At 35.8% G+C, this 24,600-nt stretch carries 20 protein-coding genes, 1 other RNA gene and 2 other annotated features; of the genes, 18 read left to right on the top strand and 3 right to left on the bottom strand.

What is annotated here, in order from left to right; translation table 11 throughout:
* Window positions 1–24 precede the first annotated feature (24 nt).
* The 6 genes from TY11_RS11150 to TY11_RS11125 all read left to right on the top strand — a co-directional run bounded on the left by TY11_RS11150 (window position 25) and on the right by TY11_RS11125 (window position 6,565).
* Window positions 25–354 carry a LapA family protein gene (locus TY11_RS11150; protein WP_042146122.1) on the top strand — a complete coding sequence of 110 codons (330 nt, stop codon included), beginning with the start codon at window positions 25–27 and terminating at the stop codon, window positions 352–354.
* Window positions 355–413: 59 nt separating this feature from the next.
* Window positions 414–2,750, top strand: a complete 2,337-nt coding sequence (gene recJ, locus TY11_RS11145; RefSeq protein ID WP_042146120.1) for a single-stranded-DNA-specific exonuclease RecJ — start codon at window positions 414–416, stop codon at window positions 2,748–2,750.
* Window positions 2,740–3,252, top strand: coding sequence for an adenine phosphoribosyltransferase (locus tag TY11_RS11140; RefSeq protein WP_042146118.1), 513 nt, complete (start codon window positions 2,740–2,742; stop codon window positions 3,250–3,252). The genes recJ and TY11_RS11140 overlap by 11 nt, the downstream gene beginning before the upstream one ends.
* Before the next feature lie 135 nt (window positions 3,253–3,387).
* Window positions 3,388–5,592 carry a RelA/SpoT family protein gene (locus TY11_RS11135; RefSeq protein WP_042146117.1) on the top strand — a complete coding sequence of 735 codons (2,205 nt, stop codon included), beginning with the start codon at window positions 3,388–3,390 and terminating at the stop codon, window positions 5,590–5,592.
* A gap of 47 nt (window positions 5,593–5,639) precedes the next feature.
* Window positions 5,640–6,086: a D-aminoacyl-tRNA deacylase gene (dtd, locus tag TY11_RS11130; RefSeq protein ID WP_042146115.1), complete on the top strand. Its 447-nt coding sequence runs from the start codon at window positions 5,640–5,642 to the stop codon at window positions 6,084–6,086.
* Between the two features lie 188 nt (window positions 6,087–6,274).
* Window positions 6,275–6,565 carry a hypothetical protein gene (locus TY11_RS11125; protein WP_042146114.1) on the top strand — a complete coding sequence of 97 codons (291 nt, stop codon included), beginning with the start codon at window positions 6,275–6,277 and terminating at the stop codon, window positions 6,563–6,565.
* 124 nt (window positions 6,566–6,689) lie between these two features.
* On the opposite strand, the gene TY11_RS11120 is transcribed toward TY11_RS11125, so the two are convergent.
* Complete coding sequence (locus tag TY11_RS11120) at window positions 6,690–7,802, bottom strand: N-acetylmuramoyl-L-alanine amidase family protein (protein WP_042146113.1); 1,113 nt, start codon at window positions 7,800–7,802, stop codon at window positions 6,690–6,692.
* Window positions 7,803–7,902: 100 nt separating this feature from the next.
* On the opposite strand from TY11_RS11120, the gene TY11_RS20660 reads away from it, so the two are divergent.
* From TY11_RS20660 to ssrS, 4 genes are all read left to right on the top strand, one after another.
* A complete protein-coding gene (locus tag TY11_RS20660) occupies window positions 7,903–8,076 on the top strand; it encodes a hypothetical protein (RefSeq protein WP_197025083.1) in 174 nt (57 codons plus the stop codon).
* 58 nt (window positions 8,077–8,134) lie between these two features.
* Window positions 8,135–8,357: a binding site (T-box leader), on the top strand.
* 57 nt (window positions 8,358–8,414) lie between these two features.
* A complete protein-coding gene (gene hisS / locus TY11_RS11115; RefSeq protein ID WP_042146112.1) occupies window positions 8,415–9,695 on the top strand; it encodes a histidine--tRNA ligase in 1,281 nt (426 codons plus the stop codon).
* A 1-nt stretch (window position 9,696) separates the two neighbouring features.
* Window positions 9,697–11,460 carry an aspartate--tRNA ligase gene (aspS, locus tag TY11_RS11110; RefSeq protein ID WP_042146111.1) on the top strand — a complete coding sequence of 588 codons (1,764 nt, stop codon included), beginning with the start codon at window positions 9,697–9,699 and terminating at the stop codon, window positions 11,458–11,460.
* A 123-nt stretch (window positions 11,461–11,583) separates the two neighbouring features.
* Window positions 11,584–11,763, top strand: a non-coding RNA gene (ssrS, locus tag TY11_RS20140) — 6S RNA.
* 183 nt (window positions 11,764–11,946) lie between these two features.
* Here the strand turns inward: ssrS and TY11_RS11105 are convergent.
* Window positions 11,947–12,618 (bottom strand): RsfA family transcriptional regulator, encoded by a 672-nt coding sequence (locus tag TY11_RS11105; RefSeq protein WP_042146110.1) that lies wholly within the window; start codon window positions 12,616–12,618, stop codon window positions 11,947–11,949.
* Between the two features lie 264 nt (window positions 12,619–12,882).
* Window positions 12,883–14,166, bottom strand: a complete 1,284-nt coding sequence (locus tag TY11_RS11100) for a replication-associated recombination protein A (RefSeq protein WP_042146109.1) — start codon at window positions 14,164–14,166, stop codon at window positions 12,883–12,885.
* A 181-nt stretch (window positions 14,167–14,347) separates the two neighbouring features.
* Here TY11_RS11100 and cymR point away from each other — a divergent pair, with 181 nt between their 5' ends.
* From cymR to alaS, 8 genes are all read left to right on the top strand, one after another.
* Window positions 14,348–14,767, top strand: a complete 420-nt coding sequence (cymR, locus tag TY11_RS11095) for a cysteine metabolism transcriptional regulator CymR (protein ID WP_042146107.1) — start codon at window positions 14,348–14,350, stop codon at window positions 14,765–14,767.
* Window positions 14,768–14,795: 28 nt separating this feature from the next.
* Window positions 14,796–15,938 carry a cysteine desulfurase family protein gene (locus TY11_RS11090; RefSeq protein ID WP_042146105.1) on the top strand — a complete coding sequence of 381 codons (1,143 nt, stop codon included), beginning with the start codon at window positions 14,796–14,798 and terminating at the stop codon, window positions 15,936–15,938.
* 9 nt (window positions 15,939–15,947) lie between these two features.
* Complete coding sequence (mnmA, locus tag TY11_RS11085) at window positions 15,948–17,060, top strand: tRNA 2-thiouridine(34) synthase MnmA (protein WP_042146103.1); 1,113 nt, start codon at window positions 15,948–15,950, stop codon at window positions 17,058–17,060.
* Window positions 17,061–17,086: 26 nt separating this feature from the next.
* Window positions 17,087–17,743: a tetratricopeptide repeat protein gene (locus TY11_RS11080; RefSeq protein WP_042146101.1), complete on the top strand. Its 657-nt coding sequence runs from the start codon at window positions 17,087–17,089 to the stop codon at window positions 17,741–17,743.
* A gap of 26 nt (window positions 17,744–17,769) precedes the next feature.
* Window positions 17,770–20,094 carry an SF1B family DNA helicase RecD2 gene (gene recD2 / locus TY11_RS11075; RefSeq protein WP_042146099.1) on the top strand — a complete coding sequence of 775 codons (2,325 nt, stop codon included), beginning with the start codon at window positions 17,770–17,772 and terminating at the stop codon, window positions 20,092–20,094.
* Window positions 20,095–20,169: 75 nt separating this feature from the next.
* Window positions 20,170–20,364, top strand: a complete 195-nt coding sequence (locus TY11_RS11070) for a YrzR-like zinc ribbon domain (protein ID WP_042146097.1) — start codon at window positions 20,170–20,172, stop codon at window positions 20,362–20,364.
* 46 nt (window positions 20,365–20,410) lie between these two features.
* Window positions 20,411–21,478: an AI-2E family transporter gene (locus TY11_RS11065; protein ID WP_042146095.1), complete on the top strand. Its 1,068-nt coding sequence runs from the start codon at window positions 20,411–20,413 to the stop codon at window positions 21,476–21,478.
* Window positions 21,479–21,519: 41 nt separating this feature from the next.
* Window positions 21,520–21,726, top strand: a binding site (T-box leader).
* A 222-nt stretch (window positions 21,727–21,948) separates the two neighbouring features.
* Window positions 21,949–24,591 carry an alanine--tRNA ligase gene (gene alaS / locus TY11_RS11060; protein ID WP_042146093.1) on the top strand — a complete coding sequence of 881 codons (2,643 nt, stop codon included), beginning with the start codon at window positions 21,949–21,951 and terminating at the stop codon, window positions 24,589–24,591.
* The last annotated feature ends 9 nt before the right edge of the window (window positions 24,592–24,600 follow it).

The raw sequence follows: 24,600 nt of genomic DNA, 5'->3' as shown, positions 1-24,600 counted from the left end.
AAATATATCCAAGGAGGTTTACTGATGAAAGGACAAACTTATGTCATTATTGCCATCATATTCATGATACTAGTAGCTGTATTTGCTGTAACAAATGTTAATCCAGTTGAAGTAAATTATTTCTTCTGGCAAGTAGAATCACCGTTGATTCTTGTCATTCTTTTCTCCGTATTAATGGGAGGGGTTATCACGGCTGCTGTTGGGATGGTACGGATGTTTAAAATGCAAAAAGAGATTAAACACTTAAAAAAGGAAAATCAACAACTAACTCAGCTAGTTGAGGAAAATGGTTTAGTAAAAGGGGAAATTCATTCCCAATCAGAAACTGAAGCGGAATCTAATAAGCCTAGTTAGAAATTTAATTGCTACCCCTGACTGTATTTGTGTATAATAGATTAGTCAGGGGTGAATTTATGTTACGAAGCAAGTCAAATTGGAAATTTGCTAGCATACAAGAGAATATGAATGATTGGATGGATGACTCAAGCGAATTATCCCCCGTGATAAAAGAACTGCTTTTACAACGCGGTATGACTACAAATGAAGAAATACAAAATTTCTTGAATCCGTCCATCGATCATCTAATTGATCCTAATAGATTAGCATCGATGAATATTGCTAGAGAACGAGTATTGCAGGCAATTGAGACAAATGAAAAGATCCTAGTTTTTGGTGATTATGATGCAGATGGGGTCAGTTCAACAACAATACTTATTAAGGCACTACAAGAAATAGGCGCAAATTGCGATTTTTATATACCGAATCGTTTTACAGAAGGATATGGACCAAATGAAAATGCCTTTAGACAGGCAAAAAAAGAAGGATTTCAATTAATTATTACTGTTGATACAGGTATAGCCTCTGTTCACGAGGCAAAAGTCGCTAAGGATCTAGGAATTGATTTAATTATTACAGATCACCATGAACCTCAAGAAGAATTACCAGATGCATTTGCAATCATACATCCTAAATGTTCACCAGATTATCCGTTTAAAGAACTTGCTGGAGCAGGCGTGGCATTTAAATTTGCCGAAGCTTTACTTGGTTATTTTCCAGAGCATTTATTGGATTTAGTAGTGATAGGAACCATTGCTGATTTAGTACCATTAGTTAATGAAAACCGTATATTAGCTTATTTTGGTTTGCGTACATTATCTAACACGAAACGAGAAGGACTTATAGCGTTAAAAAAACGATGCAAGATGGAAGGCAAAACAACAGAAGAGGATATCGGATTTCTTATCGGTCCACGATTAAATGCTGTTGGTAGACTTCAAGATGCAGATTTGGCAGTTCATCTTCTCATGACGGATGATAGACAAGAAGCGGAAGAACTTGCTGAAATGATTGATCAGTTGAATCAAGAGCGTCAGAAAGTTGTTGCCTCTATCGTGAAAGAAGTAGAAGAAACTGTGGCAATTGATTCTCAAAAAGGTGTTATTGTAGTTGCGAAAGAAGGATGGAATCAAGGTGTGCTGGGAATTGTTGCCTCCAGGTTGGTGAGAAAATATGACCGACCAGCAATTGTGCTTGCAATAAATGAGGAAGATGGCACAGCAAAAGGTTCAGCAAGAAGTATTCCTCGTTTTGATCTATTCCAAGGTTGTATGAGAATAAAGGATGTTTTTACTCATTTTGGTGGACATGCTCAAGCGGCAGGAATGACTTTACCAATTGAAAATGTTCAACTGCTCGAGGAAAAATTAGATAATATTATTAGCGAAGAACTATCAAGTGAAGATTTCAAACAAGAAATTCTTATTAGTAAAACACTGGGGCTTTCGGATGTAAGTGAAGAGCTTATTGATGAGATTAGTCAATTAGCCCCATTTGGTATGGCTAATCCGAAACCAAAATTTCATATTAATTGTAAACCGGTTGATATTAGACAGCTTGGTAACTTGAAAAAGCATCTTAAGTTACAATTTAAAGAAGATAGTCATTCATTAGAAGGTATTGCCTTTGGGATGGGTGATTTATTCCATTATATATCTACAAGTGTTACAGTATCTGTCGCGGGAGAATTAGGAATTAATGAATGGAACGGAATTCGAAAACCGCAACTTGTAGTGGAAGATATGAAAATTGATCAATGGCAATTATTTGACCATCGAGGAAAGAAGCAGACTGATTTAACTAATTATCTTGACCAATTTGATAATCATTTACTATTGTATAATGATAACAGCGGGAACCTTCATACATTTCCAGATAGGATAAGGCAAGTTACCTATGAAAATGCATTTGAATTAGTTGATCAAGTAGAAGTATTATACCTTGTCGATTTACCTCCTAATTTGAATGATTTAAAAAAATTTATTAACAAGGTCAAGCCCTTGTGCATCCATGCATGTTTCTATGTAGAAAACAGTGCGTATTTATCTGCTTTTCCGACTAGAGAAGATTTTAAATGGTTATATTCATTAATATGGAAAAGAAAAGAATTAGATATCCGAAAAGAACTGAATGCAATACTGAACTCGAAAGGCTGGACTAAGGAATCCGTTCGTTTTATGTTAAACGTGTTTTCTGAGTTAGAATTTGTTAATATAAATAATGGACTTATTAATTTAAATAATTCACCACAGAAAAAGGATTTGCAAGAAGCAATTGTTTATCAAGAACGGTTAAAACAAGCTGAAATTGAAAAAATCCTCTATTACTCAACCTATGATGAATTAATGAAATGGTTTCAAGATAGTATGGAGCAGAAGGTTAAACCTAAGGAGGAAGTAACCCATGGATTATAAGAAATATATTAAAATTGTAAAAGATTGGCCCAAAGAAGGTATAGAATTTAAAGATATCACTCCATTAATGGATAATGGAAAAGCCTTTAAATCCGCAGTTGATGAAATAGTTGAATTCGCCAAAGACAAAAAAATTGATCTTGTGGTTGGCCCGGAAGCAAGAGGGTTTATTGTTGGATGCCCCGTATCCTATGCGCTAGAAGTAGGATTTGCACCAGTAAGAAAAGAAGGAAAATTACCACGTGAGGTAATCAAAGTAGACTACGGTTTAGAATATGGGCAAAACGTGTTAACGATTCATAAGGATGCCATTAAGCCTGGACAGCGCGTGTTAATAACAGACGACTTGTTAGCTACTGGTGGAACAATCGAAGCAACTATCAAATTAGTAGAAGAACTAGGTGGTATTGTTGTTGGATGTGCATTCCTAATTGAGTTATCTTACTTAGATGGTTTAGATAAACTTAAAGGCTATGATGTGTTAACATTAATGAAATACTAATTACACCAATAGGGTCTGATGAGGAAAGGTTTCATCAGACCTCTTCTAATACGTAAATATTAAATTTTTCTTTACATTTATGAAAATCTTTTTGATACTAGTAAGTAAGTATCTTCTACAATTAAAGGTGATATTATGGCAAAGAATGACATTATAACAATCGAACAATTAATAGAGAAAGCCCGAGACTATCTTACTGCGGAAGATGTGGATTTTGTTTCTAGGGCTTACGAATATGCAGAAAATGCCCATAAAGATCAGTATCGAAAGTCTGGGGAAGCGTATATCATTCACCCTATTCAAGTTGCTGGGATCTTAGTGGACTTAAAAATGGATCCTGTAACAATAGCTGGTGGATTTTTACATGATGTTGTAGAGGATACAGAAATAACACTTGAAATGATCGAGGAAGAATTTAATAAAGAAGTTGCCATGCTTGTTGATGGTGTAACGAAACTAGGGAAGATTAAATATCAGTCCAAGGAAGCACAACAAGCAGAAAATCATCGGAAAATGTTTGTTGCAATGGCTAAGGATATTCGCGTTATCTTAATAAAGTTAGCGGATAGACTACACAATATGCGCACATTAAAGTTTTTACCACCTGAAAAACAGCGCCAAAAAGCGAATGAAACCATAGAAATTTTTGCTCCATTAGCCCATCGCCTAGGAATCTCAACGATTAAATGGGAGTTGGAGGATATCTCGTTACGATATTTAAATCCTCAGCAATATTATCGTATTGTTCAATTAATGAAACAAAAACGAGATCAGCGTGAATCGTATATTGAAGAGGTAATTAAGGAAGTTTCAAGTCAATTAGTTGATGTCAATATAGAAGCTGATATCTCCGGAAGACCTAAGCATTTATACAGTATCTATCAAAAGATGTATAAGCAAAACAAACAGTTTAATGAGATTTATGATTTATTGGCTGTTCGTATTTTGGTCAATAGTATTAAAGATTGCTATGCTGTATTAGGGATAATCCATACTTGTTGGAAACCAATGCCAGGTAGATTTAAAGACTACATTGCGATGCCAAAACAAAATCTTTATCAGTCCTTGCATACGACTGTAATTGGTCCGAAGGGTGACCCATTAGAAGTACAAATTCGTACAAAAGAGATGCATGAGATTGCGGAATATGGTATTGCTGCGCACTGGGCTTATAAAGAGGGGAAACAACTTAATAAAGATAAAAAATCTTTTGAAGAGAAGTTAACTTGGTTCCGTGAAATATTGGATTGGCAAAGTGAAACACATGATGCGGAGGAATTTGTTGAATCATTAAAAGTAGATCTATTCTCGGATATGGTCTATGTATTTACACCAAAAGGAGATGTGATTGAGCTTCCATCTGGATCTGTTCCACTTGACTTTGCTTATCGAATTCATACAGAAATCGGTAACCAAACGATTGGGGCAAAAATAAATGGTAAGATGGAGCCTCTTGATTACGAACTTAAAAATGGTGATATTATTGAAGTAATGACGTCAAAGCATTCCTATGGCCCATCTCAGGATTGGATAAAGATTACACAAACGTCACAGGCTAAAAATAAAATAAGAGCATTCTTTAAGAAACAACGACGTGATGAAAATATTGCTAAAGGTAAGGATTTAGTTGATAAAGAGATTCGAGCCTTAGGTATTGAACCGAAAGAAGCACTAACAGAAGATAATTTAAAACGTGTCTACGAACGTTTTAACTTTACTACTGATGATGATTTATATGCTGCGGTCGGCTATCAAGGAATTACAGCTGCATTGGTAGCTACTAGATTGACCGATAAAATTCGTCAAACACGGCAAAAAGAACAAGATCTTGCTCAAACCCTTGAGGGGGCTAAAAACGAGTATAAAGAAAAGGAAAAGAAAAAGTATAAAAAAGACTCCGGAGTTATTGTGGAAGGTGTCGAAAACTTACTTGTACGGCTTTCTAAATGCTGTAATCCAGTTCCAGGTGATGAAATACTCGGATATATAACAAAAGGGCGAGGTGTTTCGGTTCACCGGTCTGATTGCCCTAATGTACAAACAGAAGAAGCTAAGGAACGCCATTTAAATGTTGAGTGGGAAGTAGATCAAACACAAAAGCAGTATCATGTGGACCTTGAAATATCTGGTTATGATCGAAGAGGCCTCTTAAATGAAGTACTTCAAGCAGTAAATGAAATGAAAACAAACATTACCCATGTAAATGGTCGTTCTGATCGAAATAAGATGGCAATTATCCAGATTACCATTTTGATTCATAACACTGATCACTTAAGAAAGATTGTTGATCGAATAAAGCAAATTAAAGATGTTTATACCGTAACAAGAACATTACAATAGCCCCATAAATATTATGGGGTTTTTTATATATAGAAAGGGAGTTTGGAATGAGGACTGTGGCTCAACGTGCAAAAGATGCATCAGTAACTGTAGACAACAAAGTAGTTGGAGAAATTTCCAATGGATTAGTAGTCCTACTGGGTGTGACACACGAAGACACAATGGATGATGCAAAATACCTTGTGAATAAAATCGTAAATTTACGTATTTTTGAAGATGAGGATAATAAAATGAATCTATCACTTAAAGATGTAGAAGGTGATATTCTTTCTATTTCACAATTTACATTATATGGGGATACACGAAAAGGAAGAAGACCTAATTTTATGCAAGCAGCGAAACCTGAATTAGCGAATCAACTGTATGAACAATTTAATGATTTGATTCGTGCTGAAGGAATAAAAGTAGAGACTGGACAATTTGGTGCTATGATGGATGTAAAACTAACTAATATTGGTCCAGTAACTTTAATATTGGATAGTAAGGATAGGTAATTCGATTAACCTCTATGGAATGTAGATTACGGAAGATACCAAACGTGGTCATCGTGTAGATGATCGCGTTTTCTTTGAGTTGTATTATTTTCAGAAAATTTGTGATAAAATTAAACTAAATTAATTTGATTCATTAAGTTAGTTATAAAACCAAAGCCTTACAATTGGGTTAAAGGGGGATTAAAAAATTGAAGTTGGTATTATTTTTAGGGTTAATACTGATTTGTATGATAGCATCAGTTTTATTGGCCTATGTTTGGATGAAAAAAACGAATAAATTCTGGCTAACATTTATTTTTGTGGTCATCTTGAATGCTATCATTCTCGGATTAGGAAGTCTATGGTGGTTTTTAACAGAAATAGATGGAGTTAGTCAAGGTTTAGGAGTTATATTTTATGGAATTGCATTTTTAATAATAAATTTGATTGATCTGATGGTACTGTATGCTATCAATGGTAAAGGAAATCAAGCCTATTAATAATAAAGAAAGTAGGGATTAATATATTAGAAGGGAAAAAGAGAGTGATACTAAAAGGAAGTGCACCGCAAGAGCGATGCACTACTTAGATTATGGGAAGGTAAAACCACCCTTTTAGTTTTATCTATTGAATAGCGAAGTACCGCTGTAAACCGTTGACAATACCTGTAACTAATTTTTCTTGATAAACATTCGTAAGTAATAGCTGTTCAATTTCGGGATTTGATATAAATCCTAGTTCGATTAGGACTGAGGGCATTAAATTTTGGCGAATTACCTGGAAATCACCAAAGTCTACTCCACGGTCACGATCCTCTGATTCTTTAATAATTTCTTGTTGAATGTAATTTGCTAAAGGTTCAAATTGTTCCTGATAGTAATACGTGCTGATACCTGTTACATTCGGTAAGTTAGGTACACTGTTATAGTGTAAACTTATAAAAGCGTCTGCGTTAACAGTGTTAGCTAACGTGGCTCTACTTGCTAACGAAACAAATGTTTCTTCATCTCGGGTCATGATAACTTCTGCGCCAAGGATAGAAAGTTCTTGTGCTAATATATCTGCAGTTTTATACGTCAAGTCTCTTTCATAAACCTCATTAACACTTAATGCACCTGAATCATCACCGCCGTGGCCGGGGTCAATTACAATTGTTTTTCCACTTAATCCTTCCGTTAATTTTCCTGTAGTTTTTTCAATTAATTCTTTGAAAACATACCCTTCAGAATCCTCTAGCTTTACCTTCAACCAACTATCTGATTCCTCAATAACCTGAAGTTTCTCGCCTTTACTGGCTAAGTATATAATTTCGTATTCAGTAGAGGGACCATTACGGACTTGTGTCTGGTTATATACCACATTAATAGATTTTTGTACGGCATGTTCTTCTGTATCAGTTGAGTCCGCTATATCCTCACTATTAGCTGTATCTTCAATACCAGTTGCACCGGATGTAAATGGGTCAGTAAATTCTCCTTGAATCGAAACATAATCGGTGGATACCCATGCGGTATATCCATCTAACAGGATCTCAACCCAACCCGCTTGTTCTTTAATAACGGTATAAACTTCATCCTTATGTACTTGTCCTAAATTACCATAGGTAGTGCCAGGACCGCTTCTAAGATTCAAATTATCTTCATTTATAATGACTTCCTTTGTACTAGCGGTTACAGGAAAATTCCAGCTAACAAGTACCAGACAAATTAATATGACTACTATATTTCTTTTTCGCAAATAACTTCCTCCTATTTTATGAACAACTCTTTCTTTTATATTCTAATAAATATTACACAAATAGGCAAAGCTAGTCTTATGAAAAGAGGAGGCGGAAATCTTGCGAATGAACGAAAAGCATTGGAGTTCTCAGAATAACCGGGATATTTTTGGCGTTAATTTACATCGTTTTGTTGAAATGCAAGACTCATCAGGACATATGGAAATTGCACAAGAACTTGGTATTTCATTAGGTGAAGTAAAAGCATTGAAGAAAAAAATTAATCGTACTTGACATTCTACATCTGAAACATTATGATAATAATCATTCAAGTATTAGGAACGAAATATACAATAATCCAGTGAGGGAAAGAGTAACTAGATTCTGTATGTACAGAGACAAAATGCCTTAGGCTGCAAGCATTTTGCATTACAATTTAGTGAAAGACATTCCTTAGGATCTATATTGAACGAATTAACTAGTAAATATAGACGTTTTGCAGGCGTTAACTGTGAAAGGTGGATGCATCAATTGCATCAACTAGGGTGGCAACGCGGGTAACTCTCGTCCCTTTTTATAAGGGACGGGAGTTTTTTATGTTTTTTTACATAGTTTGAAGGAGGATTATATCAATGGAAATTAAGGCGCCAAGAGGAACTGCCGACATTCTACCAAAGGATGCTAAGAAATGGCAGTACGTGGAAAGTATAATAAAAGGAATTTGTGATAACTATCATTACGAGGAAATTCGCACACCATTATTTGAACATACAGAGGTTTTTGCACGTGGAGTAGGGGACACTACGGACATTGTTCAAAAGGAAATGTATACGTTTGAAGATCGTGGAGGAAGAAGTTTAACACTACGTCCTGAAGGCACAGCTTCTGTAACGAGAGCATTTGTTCAAAATAAATTATTTGGGGAACCAAATCAACCCGTGAAATTATACTACTTTGCTCAAATGTTTCGATATGAGCGACCTCAGCAAGGTAGGATGCGTCAGTTAAATCAATTTGGAGTTGAGGTGCTAGGTAGTGCTGACCCTGCTGTTGATGCAGAAGTAATTGATTTAGCAATGACCGTTTATAAAACGCTAGGACTGTCCTCTTTAAAACTAGTTATTAATACACTAGGCGATGTAGAAAGTAGAACGAATCACAGAGATGCTTTGATAAAACACTTTACACCACATAAAGAGGAATTATGTAAGGATTGTCAATCACGTTTAGAACAAAATCCAATGAGAGTACTTGATTGTAAAGTAGACCGTGATCATCCTTCTATGAAGACTGCACCATCCATTTTGGATTATTTAAATGGGGAATCAAAAGAGTACTTTGAACAAGTTAAACGCTATCTAGACTTAATGGGAATTGAATATGAAGTAGATTCAAACCTAGTTCGGGGTCTTGATTACTATAACCATACTGCATTTGAGATTATGAGTGAGGCAAAGGGATTTGGTGCCATTACCACTCTTTGTGGTGGTGGTAGATATAATGGTCTTGTTGAGCAACTTGGTGGCCCTACTACCCCAGGGATTGGTTTTGGAATGGGAATTGAGCGTTTACTAATGGCCTTAGAAGCAGAAAATGTTGATATTCCATTAGAAGATGAGCTTGATTGTTTCATCGTCACTTTAGGTGAAGGTACTAAAGAGAAAGCAGTGCAATTAGTTCACGAACTTCGCCAACATAATATTCAAGTAGATCAGGATTACCAGGGTAAAAAGGTAAAAGCACAGTTTAAAGCAGCTGATCGCTATAAGACAAAATTTGTCTTAGTACTTGGAGAAGATGAATTACAAAAGCAAGTAATTAATGTTAAGGAAATGGCAACAGGCGAACAGGTTGAAGTTCCTCTAGATCAATTGATAAATACTATGAAGGAAAAGCTATTAGGAGGAAAATAGAATGAGTGAAAGAGTACTTGCCGGAACTATTCGGGAATCAGATGTTGAAAAGGAAATTCTATTAAAAGGTTGGGTGCAAAAGCGACGTGATTTAGGTGGATTAATTTTCATCGATCTTCGTGATAAATCTGGAATTGTTCAAGTAGTTTTTAATCCGAAGTACGAAGAAGCACTAGCAGTGGCTGAAAATGTCAGAAGTGAATATGTTATTGAAGTAAAGGGACAAGTTGTCTTGCGTGATGAGAATACGATTAATCCATTGATGGAAACTGGCACCATTGAAGTTATTGCCAATGAGGTAATGGTATTAAACAAATCCAAAAATCCTCCATTCCTAATACAAGATGATACAGATGTCTCGGAAGATTTACGTTTGAAATATCGATATATTGATTTACGAAGAGCTCCACTACAAGAAACCTTTAAAAAGCGTCATCAAATTTCACAAGTAGTGCGAAACTTCTTAAATGACGATGGGTTCTTAGAAATGGAAACACCAATTTTAACGAAAAGTACACCAGAGGGGGCTCGTGACTATTTAGTTCCAAGTCGAGTTCATCCAGGTGAATTTTATGCCTTACCGCAGTCCCCTCAATTATTTAAACAGTTAATTATGATGAGTGGATTCGAAAAGTATTATCAAATTGCACGATGCTTCCGTGACGAGGACTTGCGCGCAGACCGTCAACCAGAATTTACACAAATTGATATCGAAACTTCTTTTTTGACTAGTGAAGAAATTATGTCTATGACCGAACGTATGATGCAGAAGGTTATGAAAGAAGTAAATAATGTTGATATTGAGCTTCCATTACAACGCATGCCATATCAAGAAGCAATGGACCGTTACGGTTCAGATAAACCAGATACTCGTTTTGAGTTAGAATTAATACATGTTTCTGATGTACTTGAAAACTCGACCTTCAAAGTATTCCAAGGTGCAATTGAGAGCGGAGGTAAGGTTGCACTCTTAAATGTTAAAGGAGAGGCGGCTAATTACTCCCGTAAAGATATTGATAAACTAACAGAATTTGTGAAGGTTTATGGAGCAAAAGGTTTAGCGTGGCTTAAAGTGGAAGAGGACGAATTAAAAGGACCAATTGCTAAATTCATTTCTGAAGAGGAGAAGCAAGGTCTATACGGACGTGCGAATGCTGAAAATGGGGATTTATTGTTATTTGTGGCAGATAAAACGTCTGTTGTATATGACAGCCTTGGTGCTTTACGATTAAAACTTGGTAAAGAGATTGGATTAATCGATGAAAGTAAATTTAACTTCTTATGGGTTACAGATTGGCCACTATTAGAGTATGATGAAGAACTTGGTCGCTATTTTGCAGCACATCATCCATTTACCATGCCATTTGAGGAAGATTTTGAAAAGTTATCCACAGATCCTGGAAGTGTTCGAGCAAACGCCTATGACCTTGTATTAAATGGCTATGAATTAGGTGGAGGATCTATTCGTATATTTAAGCGAGAAGTACAGAATGAAATGTTTAAAGTACTTGGCTTTACAGAAGAAGAAGCAGAAGAACAATTCGGTTTCTTATTAGAAGCATTGGAATATGGTGCTCCACCACATGGGGGAATAGCACTTGGATTAGACCGTATTGTTATGCTACTGACAGGTAGAAGTAATTTACGTGATACGATTCTATTTCCGAAAACGGCATCCGCATCAGATCTTTTAACAGATGCTCCAAGTGATGTTAGTGAAGCACAGCTAACGGAATTGTCTATTCAGTTAAAGCAAAAAATATGACTAAAATAAAGATATGTTTGTAACCTGTAACATTTGTAATTAAATCTTCATATAAAGAGATATTGAATGGACTCGGGTTCATATGTTAAGATAATTTTACAAATAGAATGTATCATAAATAAGTCAATCCTGATATGTTAGTCTATAAAATACGTTTTGACCGAACAGTTTGACTGAGGGAGCCTGATTGTTTTCGAGTGGCATACATGCCTTTTTATGAGGACGTATAATATTCGAAACAAGGCACCCACCTGCTAGGAGCGGGGATCAAAACTTACTATAGACGGCATAATTGGGATTGATGAAATACATAGAATAAATAAAGGTCAGAATCTATTATTAATAGATTCTGGCTATTTTTTATTTAATATAAAAGGCAGTTTCCTAAAAGATTGTTGTTAATTGCATAATTGATAGTAGCAACAAACACTTCGAAAACAGCCATATTAAAAAGATGTCTTAGGAAAATTCCTAGACATCTTCATATTAATTGGAACCTTGTGCAATTTGTTCTAGATTACCATTCTTATCCATGCGAAATGCTGGTGCTTTAAATGAACCTTGATCTTCAAGAACCGTCATTTTTCTAGCACGATCCATAATTTGAACAAATACCTTGTAATCTTCCTGTATGGTGACAAGCTCTTGTTCTGTTTCGGATAGTCTCTTTTCAAGTTTAGCAATCTGTTCTTTTAACATAATATTCTCTTTTTGTGCTTGATCCAATGAAGCTTTTGATTGATTAGAAGCATAATAGTCTCTTTTAAGTTGATTTAAGAACTGAATAACTGTTTCTAATGTAATAGTCGTAGGCTGTACTTGTGTAACTTCAGCTGGTTTGTCCGCATCCTCATCTAAAACGGATGCATAGTTTGGCTGAAAGGTTACAACGGATGGCCGCGTATTTTTCTTAGCCTTTTCAATGGCACGCTTCTTTTCTTTACGTTGCCTTTTTGCAAGATCTATTGCATTAATATATTTTTTTCGGATTTCAGCATTCCACCTAAATCCACATGCAGCAGAAGTACGATTTAATTTATCGCCAACTTCTTCAAAAGCATTTAATTGAGTACTTCCTTCTCTAATATGACGCAGCACTGTTTCAGCTAGTAACAGGTCATCTTCATGTGACCAAGCATCTTGTCTTACTTTTGTCATGTATGGTTCATCTCCTTTTTCTGGTAACTACCTGATCAAAACAATAGATTTTAACTAGTAAATTGTGATGGTAAAAAGTCAGTTCATTAGATAGACAGTTTTAGAAGTGACTTCCAGGTCAGTGTTTCGTTTTCAATAGTTTTAACCGGAGGAATACTTTTTATACGTTATGCCGGGATAAAATTTTGTCATTTACCTTATTTCTTAACTTCACTCGGGTCCAAAAAAAGACATCCAAAAATGGATGCCTTGTATTATTCCTCTTTATTTATGATTCTTTTTCTCTTTGACTATTTTTTCATATACTTGTTTCATTGCTTGTTCAAACTTTCCAGTATTCTTAGGATGGTAATATTGTTTATATTTTATAGTATCTGGTAGATACTGTTGATAAACCCAACCACCCGGATAATCATGGGGGTACTTGTACTCTACACCTCTACCTAGCAACTTAGCACCTTGATAGTGGGAATCCTTAAGATGATTCGGAATATCACCACTTTTACCACTACGAATATCGGATAAAGCAGCGTCTAATGCTGAGTATGCCGTATTTGATTTAGGAGACAAACACAACTCTATGATAGCTACAGCTAGCGGAATTCTTGCTTCTGGAAAGCCTAGTCTTTCGGCAGCTTGAACCGCTGCTATTGCACGTGGTCCTGCTTGTGGATTGGCAAGACCAATATCTTCATAAGCAACAACAATCATTCTTCTAGCAATGGAATCAAGGTCGCCAGCTTCAATTAATCTGCCTAAATAATGGAGAGCTGCATCAACATCGCTACCGCGAATTGACTTTTGAAAAGCAGAAATGACATCATAATGGGCATCACCATTTTTATCATGGGAAAAACTTTTTCGTTGCATACACTCTTCCGCAACTACTAAATCTATAAAAATTTCATTATTGTTATTCTTTGGTGTAGATGCTACAGCTAACTCGAGACCATTTAATGCCGAACGCATATCACCGCCTGAACTTCCAGCAAAATGGTCTAAAGCTTCATCGGTAATATGTATGTTTAGTTCACCAAACCCAATTTTTTCATCAGTAAGTGCCCTCATTATTGCTTCCTTAACATCGCTTGGATCGAGTGCATGTAATTCAAAGATATGACAACGACTTCTGATGGCGGGATTAATCGCATGGTATGGATTACTAGTGGTACAACCAATTAACGTAATCAAATTGCTTTCTAAGTGTGGTAGTAGAAAATCCTGTTTTGCCTTATCAAGACGGTGAACTTCATCAAGTATCAAAACCAAGTTGCCAGACATTTTGGCCTCTTCTACAACAATCTCCATGTCTTTTTTCTTATCAACAACTGCATTTAATAAACGAACTTGTAATTTCAGGCTTTTTGCGAGTGCGGTTGCCAAAGAAGTTTTTCCGGTGCCAGGAGGACCATACAAAATCATGGATGCTAAACTTTCGGCCTGTACCATTCGATTTAGTATTTTTCCTTCGCCCACCAAGTGACCTTGTCCGATGATTTCATTGATATGGGTTGGTCTCATCCGATAGGCAAGTGGTTTTAGTTTCATTTTCATCAACCTTTGAATAAAATAATAGTTTGGTATTCTTAGCCTAAGCCTGATTCGAAAAAAATGCAAGAAGACTAACTTCATGCTATAATACCATGTATTTTAAAGTTAGCAGTAATAATGGTATAGTTAATATAGAAAAAACACGTTAGTTTTACGTACGGACAAGAGGAGTATTATTATGAAAATTTCTACTAAAGGCCGTTATGGGCTAACTATAATGATTGAATTGGCACGAAATTATGGTGAAGGTCCAATTCCGTTAAAAACAATTGCCAGAGATAATAACTTATCGGAGCATTATTTAGAACAACTAGCAGCACCTTTAAGAAATGCTGGACTAGTAAAGAGTGTTCGCGGTGCTTATGGTGGATATATCTTACCAAGAGAACCAAAAGAAATTAGTGCAGGTGACATAATTCGGGTGTTAGAAGGACCAATTGCCTTAGTGGAGGGAATTGAAGATGAAGAACCTGCAAAGCAAGCCCTTTGGAAACGTGTAACCAAGGCAGTTAAAGAAGTTTTGGATACAACAACTTTAGAAGATTTAATCAATCATGAAAAAGATGATCCAATGGATGGCTATATGTTTTATATATAAGCCCGAGATTAGAAAGGACGAACTCAACATGGAACATATCTATTTAGACCATGCCGCAACTACCCCAATGGATAAAAGGGTTATAGAAGCTATGGTTCCTATATATGAAGAGGTATTTGGAAATCCATCAAGTGTACATGCCTTTGGTAGAAAGGCAAGACAATTATTAGATGAGGCTAGAAGGGTACTAGCAAGTAGCATTCATGCGAACGAAAAAGAAATCATTTTTACCAGTGGTGGAACAGAAGCAGATAATCTTGCATTAATAGGCACTGCCCTTGCGAATAAGCATAAAGGAAATCATATTATTACAACAAATATTGAACACCATGCTACACTTCATACTGCCGAATACCTAGAAAAGGAAGGCTTTGAGGTTACGTACCTTCCAGTCCATAAGGATGGAAAAATTTCTGTTGGAGATTTAAAAGATGCATTAAAAGATGAAACAATTTTAGTATCCGTTATGTATGTCAATAATGAAACAGGAATAATTCAACCAGTTGCAGAGATTGGTGACATCCTTAAAGAACACCAAGCACATTTTCATACAGATGCCGTTCAAGCATATGGAACTTTAGAAATCAATGTGGAAGAACTAAACGTTGATTTATTATCTGTTTCAGCCCATAAAATTAATGGCCCAAAAGGGATTGGATTTTTATATGCTAAGGAAGGGATCAAGCTAAACGCATTACAATTCGGTGGTGAGCAGGAACGTAAACGCCGCCCAGGTACAGAAAATGTAGTTGGTGTCATTGGATTTAAGACTGCAGTTGAAGTGATGCGTGAGGAGAGAGGGAGTCGTAACCAAAAATACGAGGAATTTAAACAACTATTCTTACAAGTACTAAAAGAAGAAGAAATCTCTTTTGATATAAATGGGGACGTTAATAATACGATTCCCTCTCTAGTGAATATTAGTTTTCCAGGTACGAATGTGGAAAAATTATTAGCTAATTTTGATTTATCAGGTGTAGCTGCATCTAGTGGAAGTGCATGTACGGCGGGGGCTGTTGAGCCATCACATGTCTTATCCGCGATATATGGTGCAAATAATCCATGTACAACAAATTCCATTCGCTTTAGCTTCGGAGCTGCTAATACGAATGATAATGTGTTAGAAGCCGCACATCGTGTAGCAAAAATAATTAAGCGATTAGTAAAGTAGGTGACAATGATGAAGGAAAATAAGGATATACGTGTCGTTGTTGGGATGAGTGGTGGAGTAGATTCATCTGTAGCAGCATTATTACTGAAAGAACAAGGATATGATGTAGTTGGTATTTTTATGAAAAACTGGGATGACACGGATGAGTTTGGAGTTTGTACCGCAACAGAAGACTTTGATGATGTTGTTCGAGTATGTAATCAGTTAGATATACCGTACTACTCCGTGAATTTTGAAAAGCAATATTGGGATAAAGTATTTACCTATTTCCTTGATGAATACAAAGCAGGACGTACACCAAATCCTGATGTTATGTGTAACAAGGAAATTAAATTCAAAGCATTTTTAGACTATGCTCTTGATTTAGGTGCAGATTATTTGGCTACAGGCCACTATGCACAAGTTCGTGAAAGTAATGGTAAATTTAAAATGTTACGTGGTGTAGACTCTAATAAAGATCAAACTTATTTCTTAAATCAATTAACGAGTGATATTTTAGAAAAAGTTATGTTCCCACTTGGGGCACTACCAAAATCCAAGGTTCGTGAAATTGCGAGTGCTCATGGGCTTGCTACTGCAACTAAAAAGGATAGTACTGGTATTTGCTTTATCGGAGAAAGAAATTTTAAAGAGTTCCTAAGTGAATATTTGCCTGCACAACCAGGAGAAATGCAGACCCTTGAAGGAGAAGTTAAAGGCAAGCATGATGGACTAATGTATTATACAATTGGTCAACGCCAAGGCCTTGGAATAGGAGGTTCTGGTGATCCTTGGTTTGTTGTTGGTAAGAATCTAAAAGAAAATATTTTATATGTCGAACAAGGTTTCGGTAATGAAAGTCTCTATTCAGATGAACTTACTGCTACAGATTTAAATTGGATTAATCCAGATGATGTCTCACAAACATTTTCATGTACAGCTAAATTCCGTTACCGTCAAGAGGATAGTGCTGTAACAGTTCAACGATTAGAAAATGGTAATGTTCGAGTAATTTTTGATGAAAGACAACGAGCAATTACTCCAGGCCAAGCAGTTGTATTTTATAATGGGGAAGTATGTCTAGGTGGAGGTACGATTGATAAAGTAATCAGACAAAATCAGGTCCTAGACTATGTAGGCTAAAGCCTTCCACCTAAAGGAGTTAGAAGATGAATAAAATTTCAGAAGCTGTTAATTTAATGAAAGAGAATAAGTACGAAGAAGCGGCTCAATTATTTAACGAATATATTGAAGAAAACCCAAATGATCCAGTTGGTTTTGTGAATTTCGGTAACTTACTATTGCATCTAGGAGATCATGAACATGCCGTTAGCTTTTTTGAAAGAGCAATCACCTTAGATAATAAAGCAGCTACGGCTTATTACGGTTTAGGAAATGTCTATTTTGAGAAAGAGGACTTCTCTAAAGCGCAACAAAACTTCTTGGAGGCTATTAAGAATGGTTTAGAAGAAGCTGATGTTTATTTTATGCTGGGAATGGCTCACCAAAATCAACAACAATTTAGATTAGCAATACCTTATTTGCTTCGTGCTAAAGAGCTTTCGCCAAAAGATGTAGAAGTAACCTTTCAGTATGGACTTGCATTAGCACAAAGTGAATTACTGTCTGAAGCGAAGGAAGTGTTTGAGACAGTTCTCAATTTGAATAAAGAACATAGCGATGCATTATATAATTTAGGTGTTATCGCATTATATGAAGAGAATGTTACTAAAGCATTGGACTGTTTCAAACAGGCATTAGAATTTGATCCCAGTCATGTGTTAGCAGCTAATGGAAAACGAGTGGCGGAAGAAGCCCTAATTTAATCGTTTTTTTAAGTGAGGTATCTTTTATGGAAAATAGTCATATGGAACAAGTAGAAGAATATATTAAAGGCGAGCTCCTCTATACTATTTTCCAAAATGATGTAGAACATTTTTCGATTGCAAAAGTAAAAGTACTAGATACCAATTTAAAATACGACGAAAAAGAAATTGTCGTAAAAGGGTATTTCTCACAATTGCTAGAAGGAACCGTCTATCAATTTTTTGGACAGCTTGAAAGACATCCTAAATATGGCCAGCAATATAATGTGACTACTTACCAAAGCTTCATTCCTGACACCAAGGATGGATTAGTTGCCTACTTATCTAGTGATTTGTTTCACGGAATTGGTAAGAAAACAGCAATGAGAGTAGTCGATTCTCTGGGGGAATCTGCTGTTTCTAAGATTCTTAATAACCCTGAAGTGCTTCATTCAATACCAGGGTTAAAGAAAGATGCTGCAATTACAATTTCCAATACGCTTCAGGAAAATCAGGGCTTTGAACATATTGTTGTTAATCTATCTAAATATAATATTGGGTTAAAAATGGCTCAAAAAGTTTATGAAAAGTATAAAGATGAGACGATTGATATGTTAGCAGAAGACCCGTATCGGTTAGTTTTCGATATTGAGGGATTTGGATTTAGAACAGCAGATGAGATTGCTAGAAAAAACGGTATATCCTTATCCAGTCCTAACCGAATTGGGGCTGGATGTATTTATATATTGCAAAAGAGTGTGCTCGAAGGACATGTGTTTCTTCCGTTAGGCATGTGTCTGGATGAAGTTTTAAATCTACTACAAAATCCGGAAAAACCATTAACAGAGGAGCAACTAACCAATGTCTTAGAAGAATTAAATAAAGAGAAGAAAATTATACTTTTCCAAGGTAATGTATATCTTCCGTCACTGTACTATGCAGAGGATGGATTTGCATCAAGCATAAAACGAATTATTACGCATCAGGTGGAAGATGAAACAACTCTAGCAGACCTCATGAAAATCATTGGACAAATTGAAGAGGAAGAAGTGCTTAGCTATGGAAAAGAACAATTTTCTGCCATCGAACAAGCATTAAAGTCAAAATTAATGATATTAACTGGTGGTCCGGGGACCGGTAAAACTACCGTTATCAAAGGTATTATAAAAGCTTATGCTGCTATTCATCAAGTATCTATTGACCCAACATCCTACCAGCATAAAAAAGATTTCCCGTTTGTCTTGGCTGCACCGACAGGAAGAGCTGCCAAACGGTTAACAGAGTCCACAGGTATACCGGCAGTAACGATTCATCGTTTATTAGGATGGAATGGTAGTGAGGGATTTGAAAAGGATGAACATGAACAGTTAGATGGAAAATATTTAATTATTGATGAATTTTCCATGGTTGATATTTGGCTTGCAAACAATTTGTTTAAGGCAATACCTACAGATATGCAGGTTCTACTGGTGGGAGATGAGGATCAGCTTCCATCTGTTGGACCTGGGCAGGTGCTCTCCGATTTACTAGAAAATGAAACGATACCAAAGGTTAGTTTACATGAGGTTTATAGACAAAAAGAAGGTTCTAAAATAATACAATTAGCCCATGGTATTAAAAATGATAATTGTTCCATGTCGTTATTAGAGAACGATAAAGATTTTAGTTTTATAACTTGTCGTGAACACCATATTGTAGATGTTATCACCCAAGTTTTTGAGAAAGCAATGAAAAAAGGTATGGATACTAGGGATATTCAGGTCTTAGCACCAATGTATAAATCACAGGCAGGTATAACGCTAATTAATAAATCTCTACAAGAATTAATTAATCCCAAGACAAAGGGGAAAAGAGAAGTTAAAGCAAACGATGTCGTTTTTCGTATTGGGGATAAAGTAATCCAGCTGGTAAATCAACCCGAAGATCAGGTGTTTAACGGGGATATCGGTGAAGTTGTTGCCATATTTAGGGAAAATGAAAATACAGAAAATGTCGAGCAATTAGTGGTTTTATTTGATGACCGTGAAGTGGTTTATGAACGTAAGGATTATATTAATTTAATGCATGCCTACTGTATTTCGATCCATAAATCTCAGGGAAGCGAGTTTCCTATTGTGATTTTACCAGTAGTATCAACCTATCATCGCATGTTAAGAAAAAATCTTTTATATACAGCGATTACTAGAGGAAAACAATCTTTGATTATTTGTGGCGAGAAACAAGCATTTTTTCGTGGGATAAAAACACTTGATACCAATAAACGATATACATCACTTAAAGAACAATTAGTTGGAAGACTAGAAGACTTATCCGCTCCTCACGAAAATCAAGTTGAGGAAGAAGAGGATATTTCCCCGTACGATTTCATGTAGGTAGGTATATTTATAGAAAAGTCGGGCAAGCATAACATAATACTTATAACTTAATTTCAGGAGAGATTAGTACTTATGTTAATGCGATGCCCGAATTGTAGTAGTAAAGATATTGGTAAAATAGGTTCACAACAATTCTATTGTTGGAATTGCTTTGTAGAGATGTCTATAACAGGTAATGAACTTACGATACACCAGGTAGAATCCGATGGTAGTTTAAGTTCACTTAATGACTTGTTTACAGAAGAAGAGAGAAAACTAGAATGGTAAACCTTTAGTTCGAACAGTTAATACAGGTACTTAAGGGGTGTGCCAAATGTTTTCTTCTAAGAAACCAGTTAATTTTCTTTATTGGATTATCTCAGGAATTTTACTTTTTCTTTTCATTTTTTTACTAGTAAAGCTTTTTCCATATTATAAAGCTTTTTTTTCTTTCTTATGGCATTTGGCTGCACCTTTTTTAATTGCATGCCTAATTGCTTATTTACTTTATCCAATTGTACAAAAAATAAATCAATATAATATTCCAAGAGGTATAGCTATACTATTGATATACCTACTCTTCTTCGGTGTTACGGGATACTTAATTTATCGTGTTTATCCGGCAATCGTTACCCAATTAAGAGATTTAGATGAATATTTACCGCAATTAGTAGCAATGTACCAAGATATCATTTACCAAGTATATGAATCAACCTCTTTCTTACCGGAAACTGTGCACGATAAGATTGATCAGATGATTAGCTATATAGAGCAATCTATTGATACTTTAATTAGTAAGTTAATTGGCGGAGTAACCAAGATTATTGATTTTATCGTTATCCTAACCGTTATTCCTGTGTTAGTTTTCTATTTTCTAAAGGATTACAAGAAAATAAATTACTACATAAAACGAAAGTTACCTCGTAAATATAGAGATTCAGTTAGCAATCTTGTTCATGCGATAGACGAGGGACTTGGAGGATATATAAGAGGCCAATTACTTGTCTGCCTTTTCGTAGCTATAACAAGTTACCTGATCTATCAGTTTTTGGGATTAAAATATGCTCTGTTATTAGCTATTTTTATGGGACTGATGAATTTTATACCTTATTTTGGTCCGATTATTGGAGCTATTCCTGCTGTGTTAATTGCCTTAACTATTTCGGGGAAAATGGTTCTCTTCGTGTTGATTGGGGTGTTTGTTATTCAACTTATCGAAAGTAATCTATTATCCCCATATATTGTAGGAAAAAGTATCAAGATTCATCCAGTTGCCATTATATTTGTCCTACTACTTGGAGGAAAGCTTTTTGGTGTTTTAGGGATGGTACTTGCTGTTCCAACATTTACTATTTTAAGAGTGGTAATAAAACATATGTGGATTATGATAAGAGATAATTGACTTTTATAGTAAAGTTAACTATAATATCGCTAGTTATATTAATTATCACGATGAAGGTTATAAGTACATGGCACTCGATTTGTAGAGAGGGATTTCCTAAGGCTGAAAGAAATTCTATGTTAGAACCATGGAAAGCTAAACCTGAGTACGGCTAATCCCCGTCGGTTCGCAACCGTTAACATGCCAAAAGTGATGAACAAATCATTGTTCATAATTAGGGTGGTACCGCGTTTAATCTCGTCCCTGCTATTAAGCAGAGAGGGGATTTTTTTGTTTGTTTAGAATTTTAATTGTTGTTTTTTGAAAGAAGTAGTACCAATATTTGATGCTCTGAACGGCCTGAATACACGTAGATTTCAGTTGAAGGATAGTCTGCGGCTAGACTCCTGTGCTAGAAGTGAAAACTTAGTGTATTCGGTCGCGGATAAAGTAAGAACATCTAAAGGTTATATTAAAGGAGGATATATAAGTTGAAAAAACTAACATCAGCTCAAATTAGAAAAATGTACCTAGATTTCTTCAAAGAAAAAGGTCACAAAGTTGAACCAAGTGCATCACTAGTTCCACAAGATGATCCATCATTACTATGGATCAACAGTGGTGTAGCAACATTAAAAAAATACTTCGATGGAAGTGTGATTCCAGAAAATCCACGTATTGTAAATGCTCAAAAATCCATACGTACTAACGATATTGAGAATGTTGGATACACCGCGAGACACCATACATTCTTTGAAATGTTGGGGAATTTTTCAATTGGTGATTATTTTAAAAAGGAAGCTATCGAATGGGCTTGGGAGTTTCTTACAAGCGAAAAATGGTTAGGCTTTGATCCAGAAAAGTTATCTGTTACTGTTCACCCGGAAGATGATGAAGCATTTGATATGTGGCTAAATGATATTAAACTTCCAAAAGAACGAATAATCCGTCTTGAAGAAAACTTCTGGGATATTGGGGAAGGTCCTAGTGGGCCGAATACGGAAATATTTTATGATCGTGGCGAAGCTTATGGAAATGACCCAGAGGATCCGGAATTATACCCAGGAGGGGAAAATGACAGGTACCTAGAAATTTGGAACCTTGTATTTTCTCAATTTAACCATAATCCAGATGATACTTACACACCATTACCAAAGAAAAATATTGATACTGGTATGGGGCTAGAACGTGTTGTATCAGTTATTCAAGATGCACCTACAAATTTTGAGACTGATTTATTTATGCCGATCATTAAGAAGACAGAAGAATTAGCAAATGTTAAATATGGTGTGCAGAAGGCAAGTGATACTGCATATAAAGTAGTCGCGGACCATATTAGAACGGTTAGTTTTGCAATTAGTGATGGTGCTTTACCATCAAATGACGGAAGAGGCTATGTTTTAAGAAGATTGATTCGTAGAGCAGTACGTTTTGCAAAAGAAATTGGAATTGAAAAACCATTTATGTATGAATTAGTTGACACAGTAGGACAAATTATGAAGGATTTCTATCCTGCTGTAATAAACCAGCATGATTTTATACAAAATATTATTAAGGTTGAAGAAGATCGTTTCCATGAGACTTTAAATGAAGGACTTGAAATGTTAACCGACCTTATTAAAAAAGAAAAAGCAAAACATTCTACTGTTATCCCAGGTCATGAAGTATTCCGTTTATATGATACGTATGGTTTTCCGAAAGAGTTAACCCAGGAGTATGTAGAGCAACTTGGATTTACAGTGGATGAGGCTGGATATGAAAAGGAAATGGAAAAACAACGGGAACGTGCTAGAAATGCACGCCAAAAAGTAGATTCTATGCATGTTCAAGATGAAGTATTAAGTAAACTAGATGTCCAAAGTGATTTTGTAGGTTATGAAGCATTAGAGAACCAAACAAAAGTGGTCGCAATCATAAAAGACGGTGAATCAGTAGACGTTGCAAAACTAGGTGAAGAAGTGTTACTCTTTCTACAAGAAACACCATTCTATGCCGAGAGCGGTGGACAAATTGCTGACCAAGGAATTATCTCTTCCCAAAATGGATCAGCGACTGTGAAGAATGTACAAAAGTCTCCTAAAAAGCAAAACATTCATCACGCTGTGATTGAGGATGGTGAATTGCATGTAGGGGAAAGCGTGAAGGCTTTAGTTGATATGGACTCTCGTAATTTAATTATTAAGAACCATACTGCAACCCATTTACTTCATCAAGCACTGAAAGATGTATTAGGCAAACATGTAAACCAAGCTGGATCATTAGTAGCCCCTGAACGGTTACGGTTCGACTTCTCACACTTTAGTTCTGTTTCAAAAGAGGAATTAGAACAGATTGAAAAGATTGTTAACGAAAGAATATGGGATTCCATTCACCTAGATATTAGCTTTAAGAATCTTGAAGAAGCTAAAGCAATGGGGGCAATGGCTTTATTCGGTGAAAAATACGGTGAAACTGTCCGTGTTGTTCGAATTGGTGACTATAGTTTAGAATTATGTGGTGGCTGTCATGTTCGTAATACCTCAGAAATCGGTCTGTTTAAGATAGTTTCAGAAGGTGGAATTGGTGCAGGCACACGACGTATTGAGGCAGTAACAAGTAAATATGCTTACGACTTCCTTTCAGGTAAGCTAAGTTTATTACAAGACACTGCACAACTTTTAAAAACAAATGAAGAAAAGGTACCAGAACGTGTGGATGCATTATTCCATGAAATGAAGGAACTACAGAAAGAAAATGAATCACTAGGAGCTAAGCTTTCCAATTTAGAAGCTTCTTCCATATTGGATCAAGTAAAAGATGTAAAAGGAGTAAACGTATTAGCACAAAAGGTTAATGTTAAAGATATGAATCAATTAAGGACGATGCTTGATGAATTAAAACAAAAGCTGGGTTCTGCAATTGTGCTATTAGCAACAGAAAATGATAATAAAGTACAATTAGCCTCAGGTGTTTCAAAAGATTTAATTGATAGAGGGTTACATGCAGGGAATCTAATTAAACAAGCAGCACAGATTTGCGGCGGCGGCGGCGGCGGACGTCCTGATATGGCACAAGCTGGTGGTAAAGATCCAAATAAGATTGACGAGGCGTTACAATACGTAACAGAATATGTAGAGTTGAATTTACAAGGATAAATATATAAC

Origin of the sequence: Paucisalibacillus algeriensis (assembly GCF_000577245.1) — a bacterium.
Taxonomy (GTDB): Bacteria; Bacillota; Bacilli; order Bacillales; family Amphibacillaceae; genus Ornithinibacillus.
This window is presented reverse-complemented; position numbering and strand designations above follow the sequence as displayed.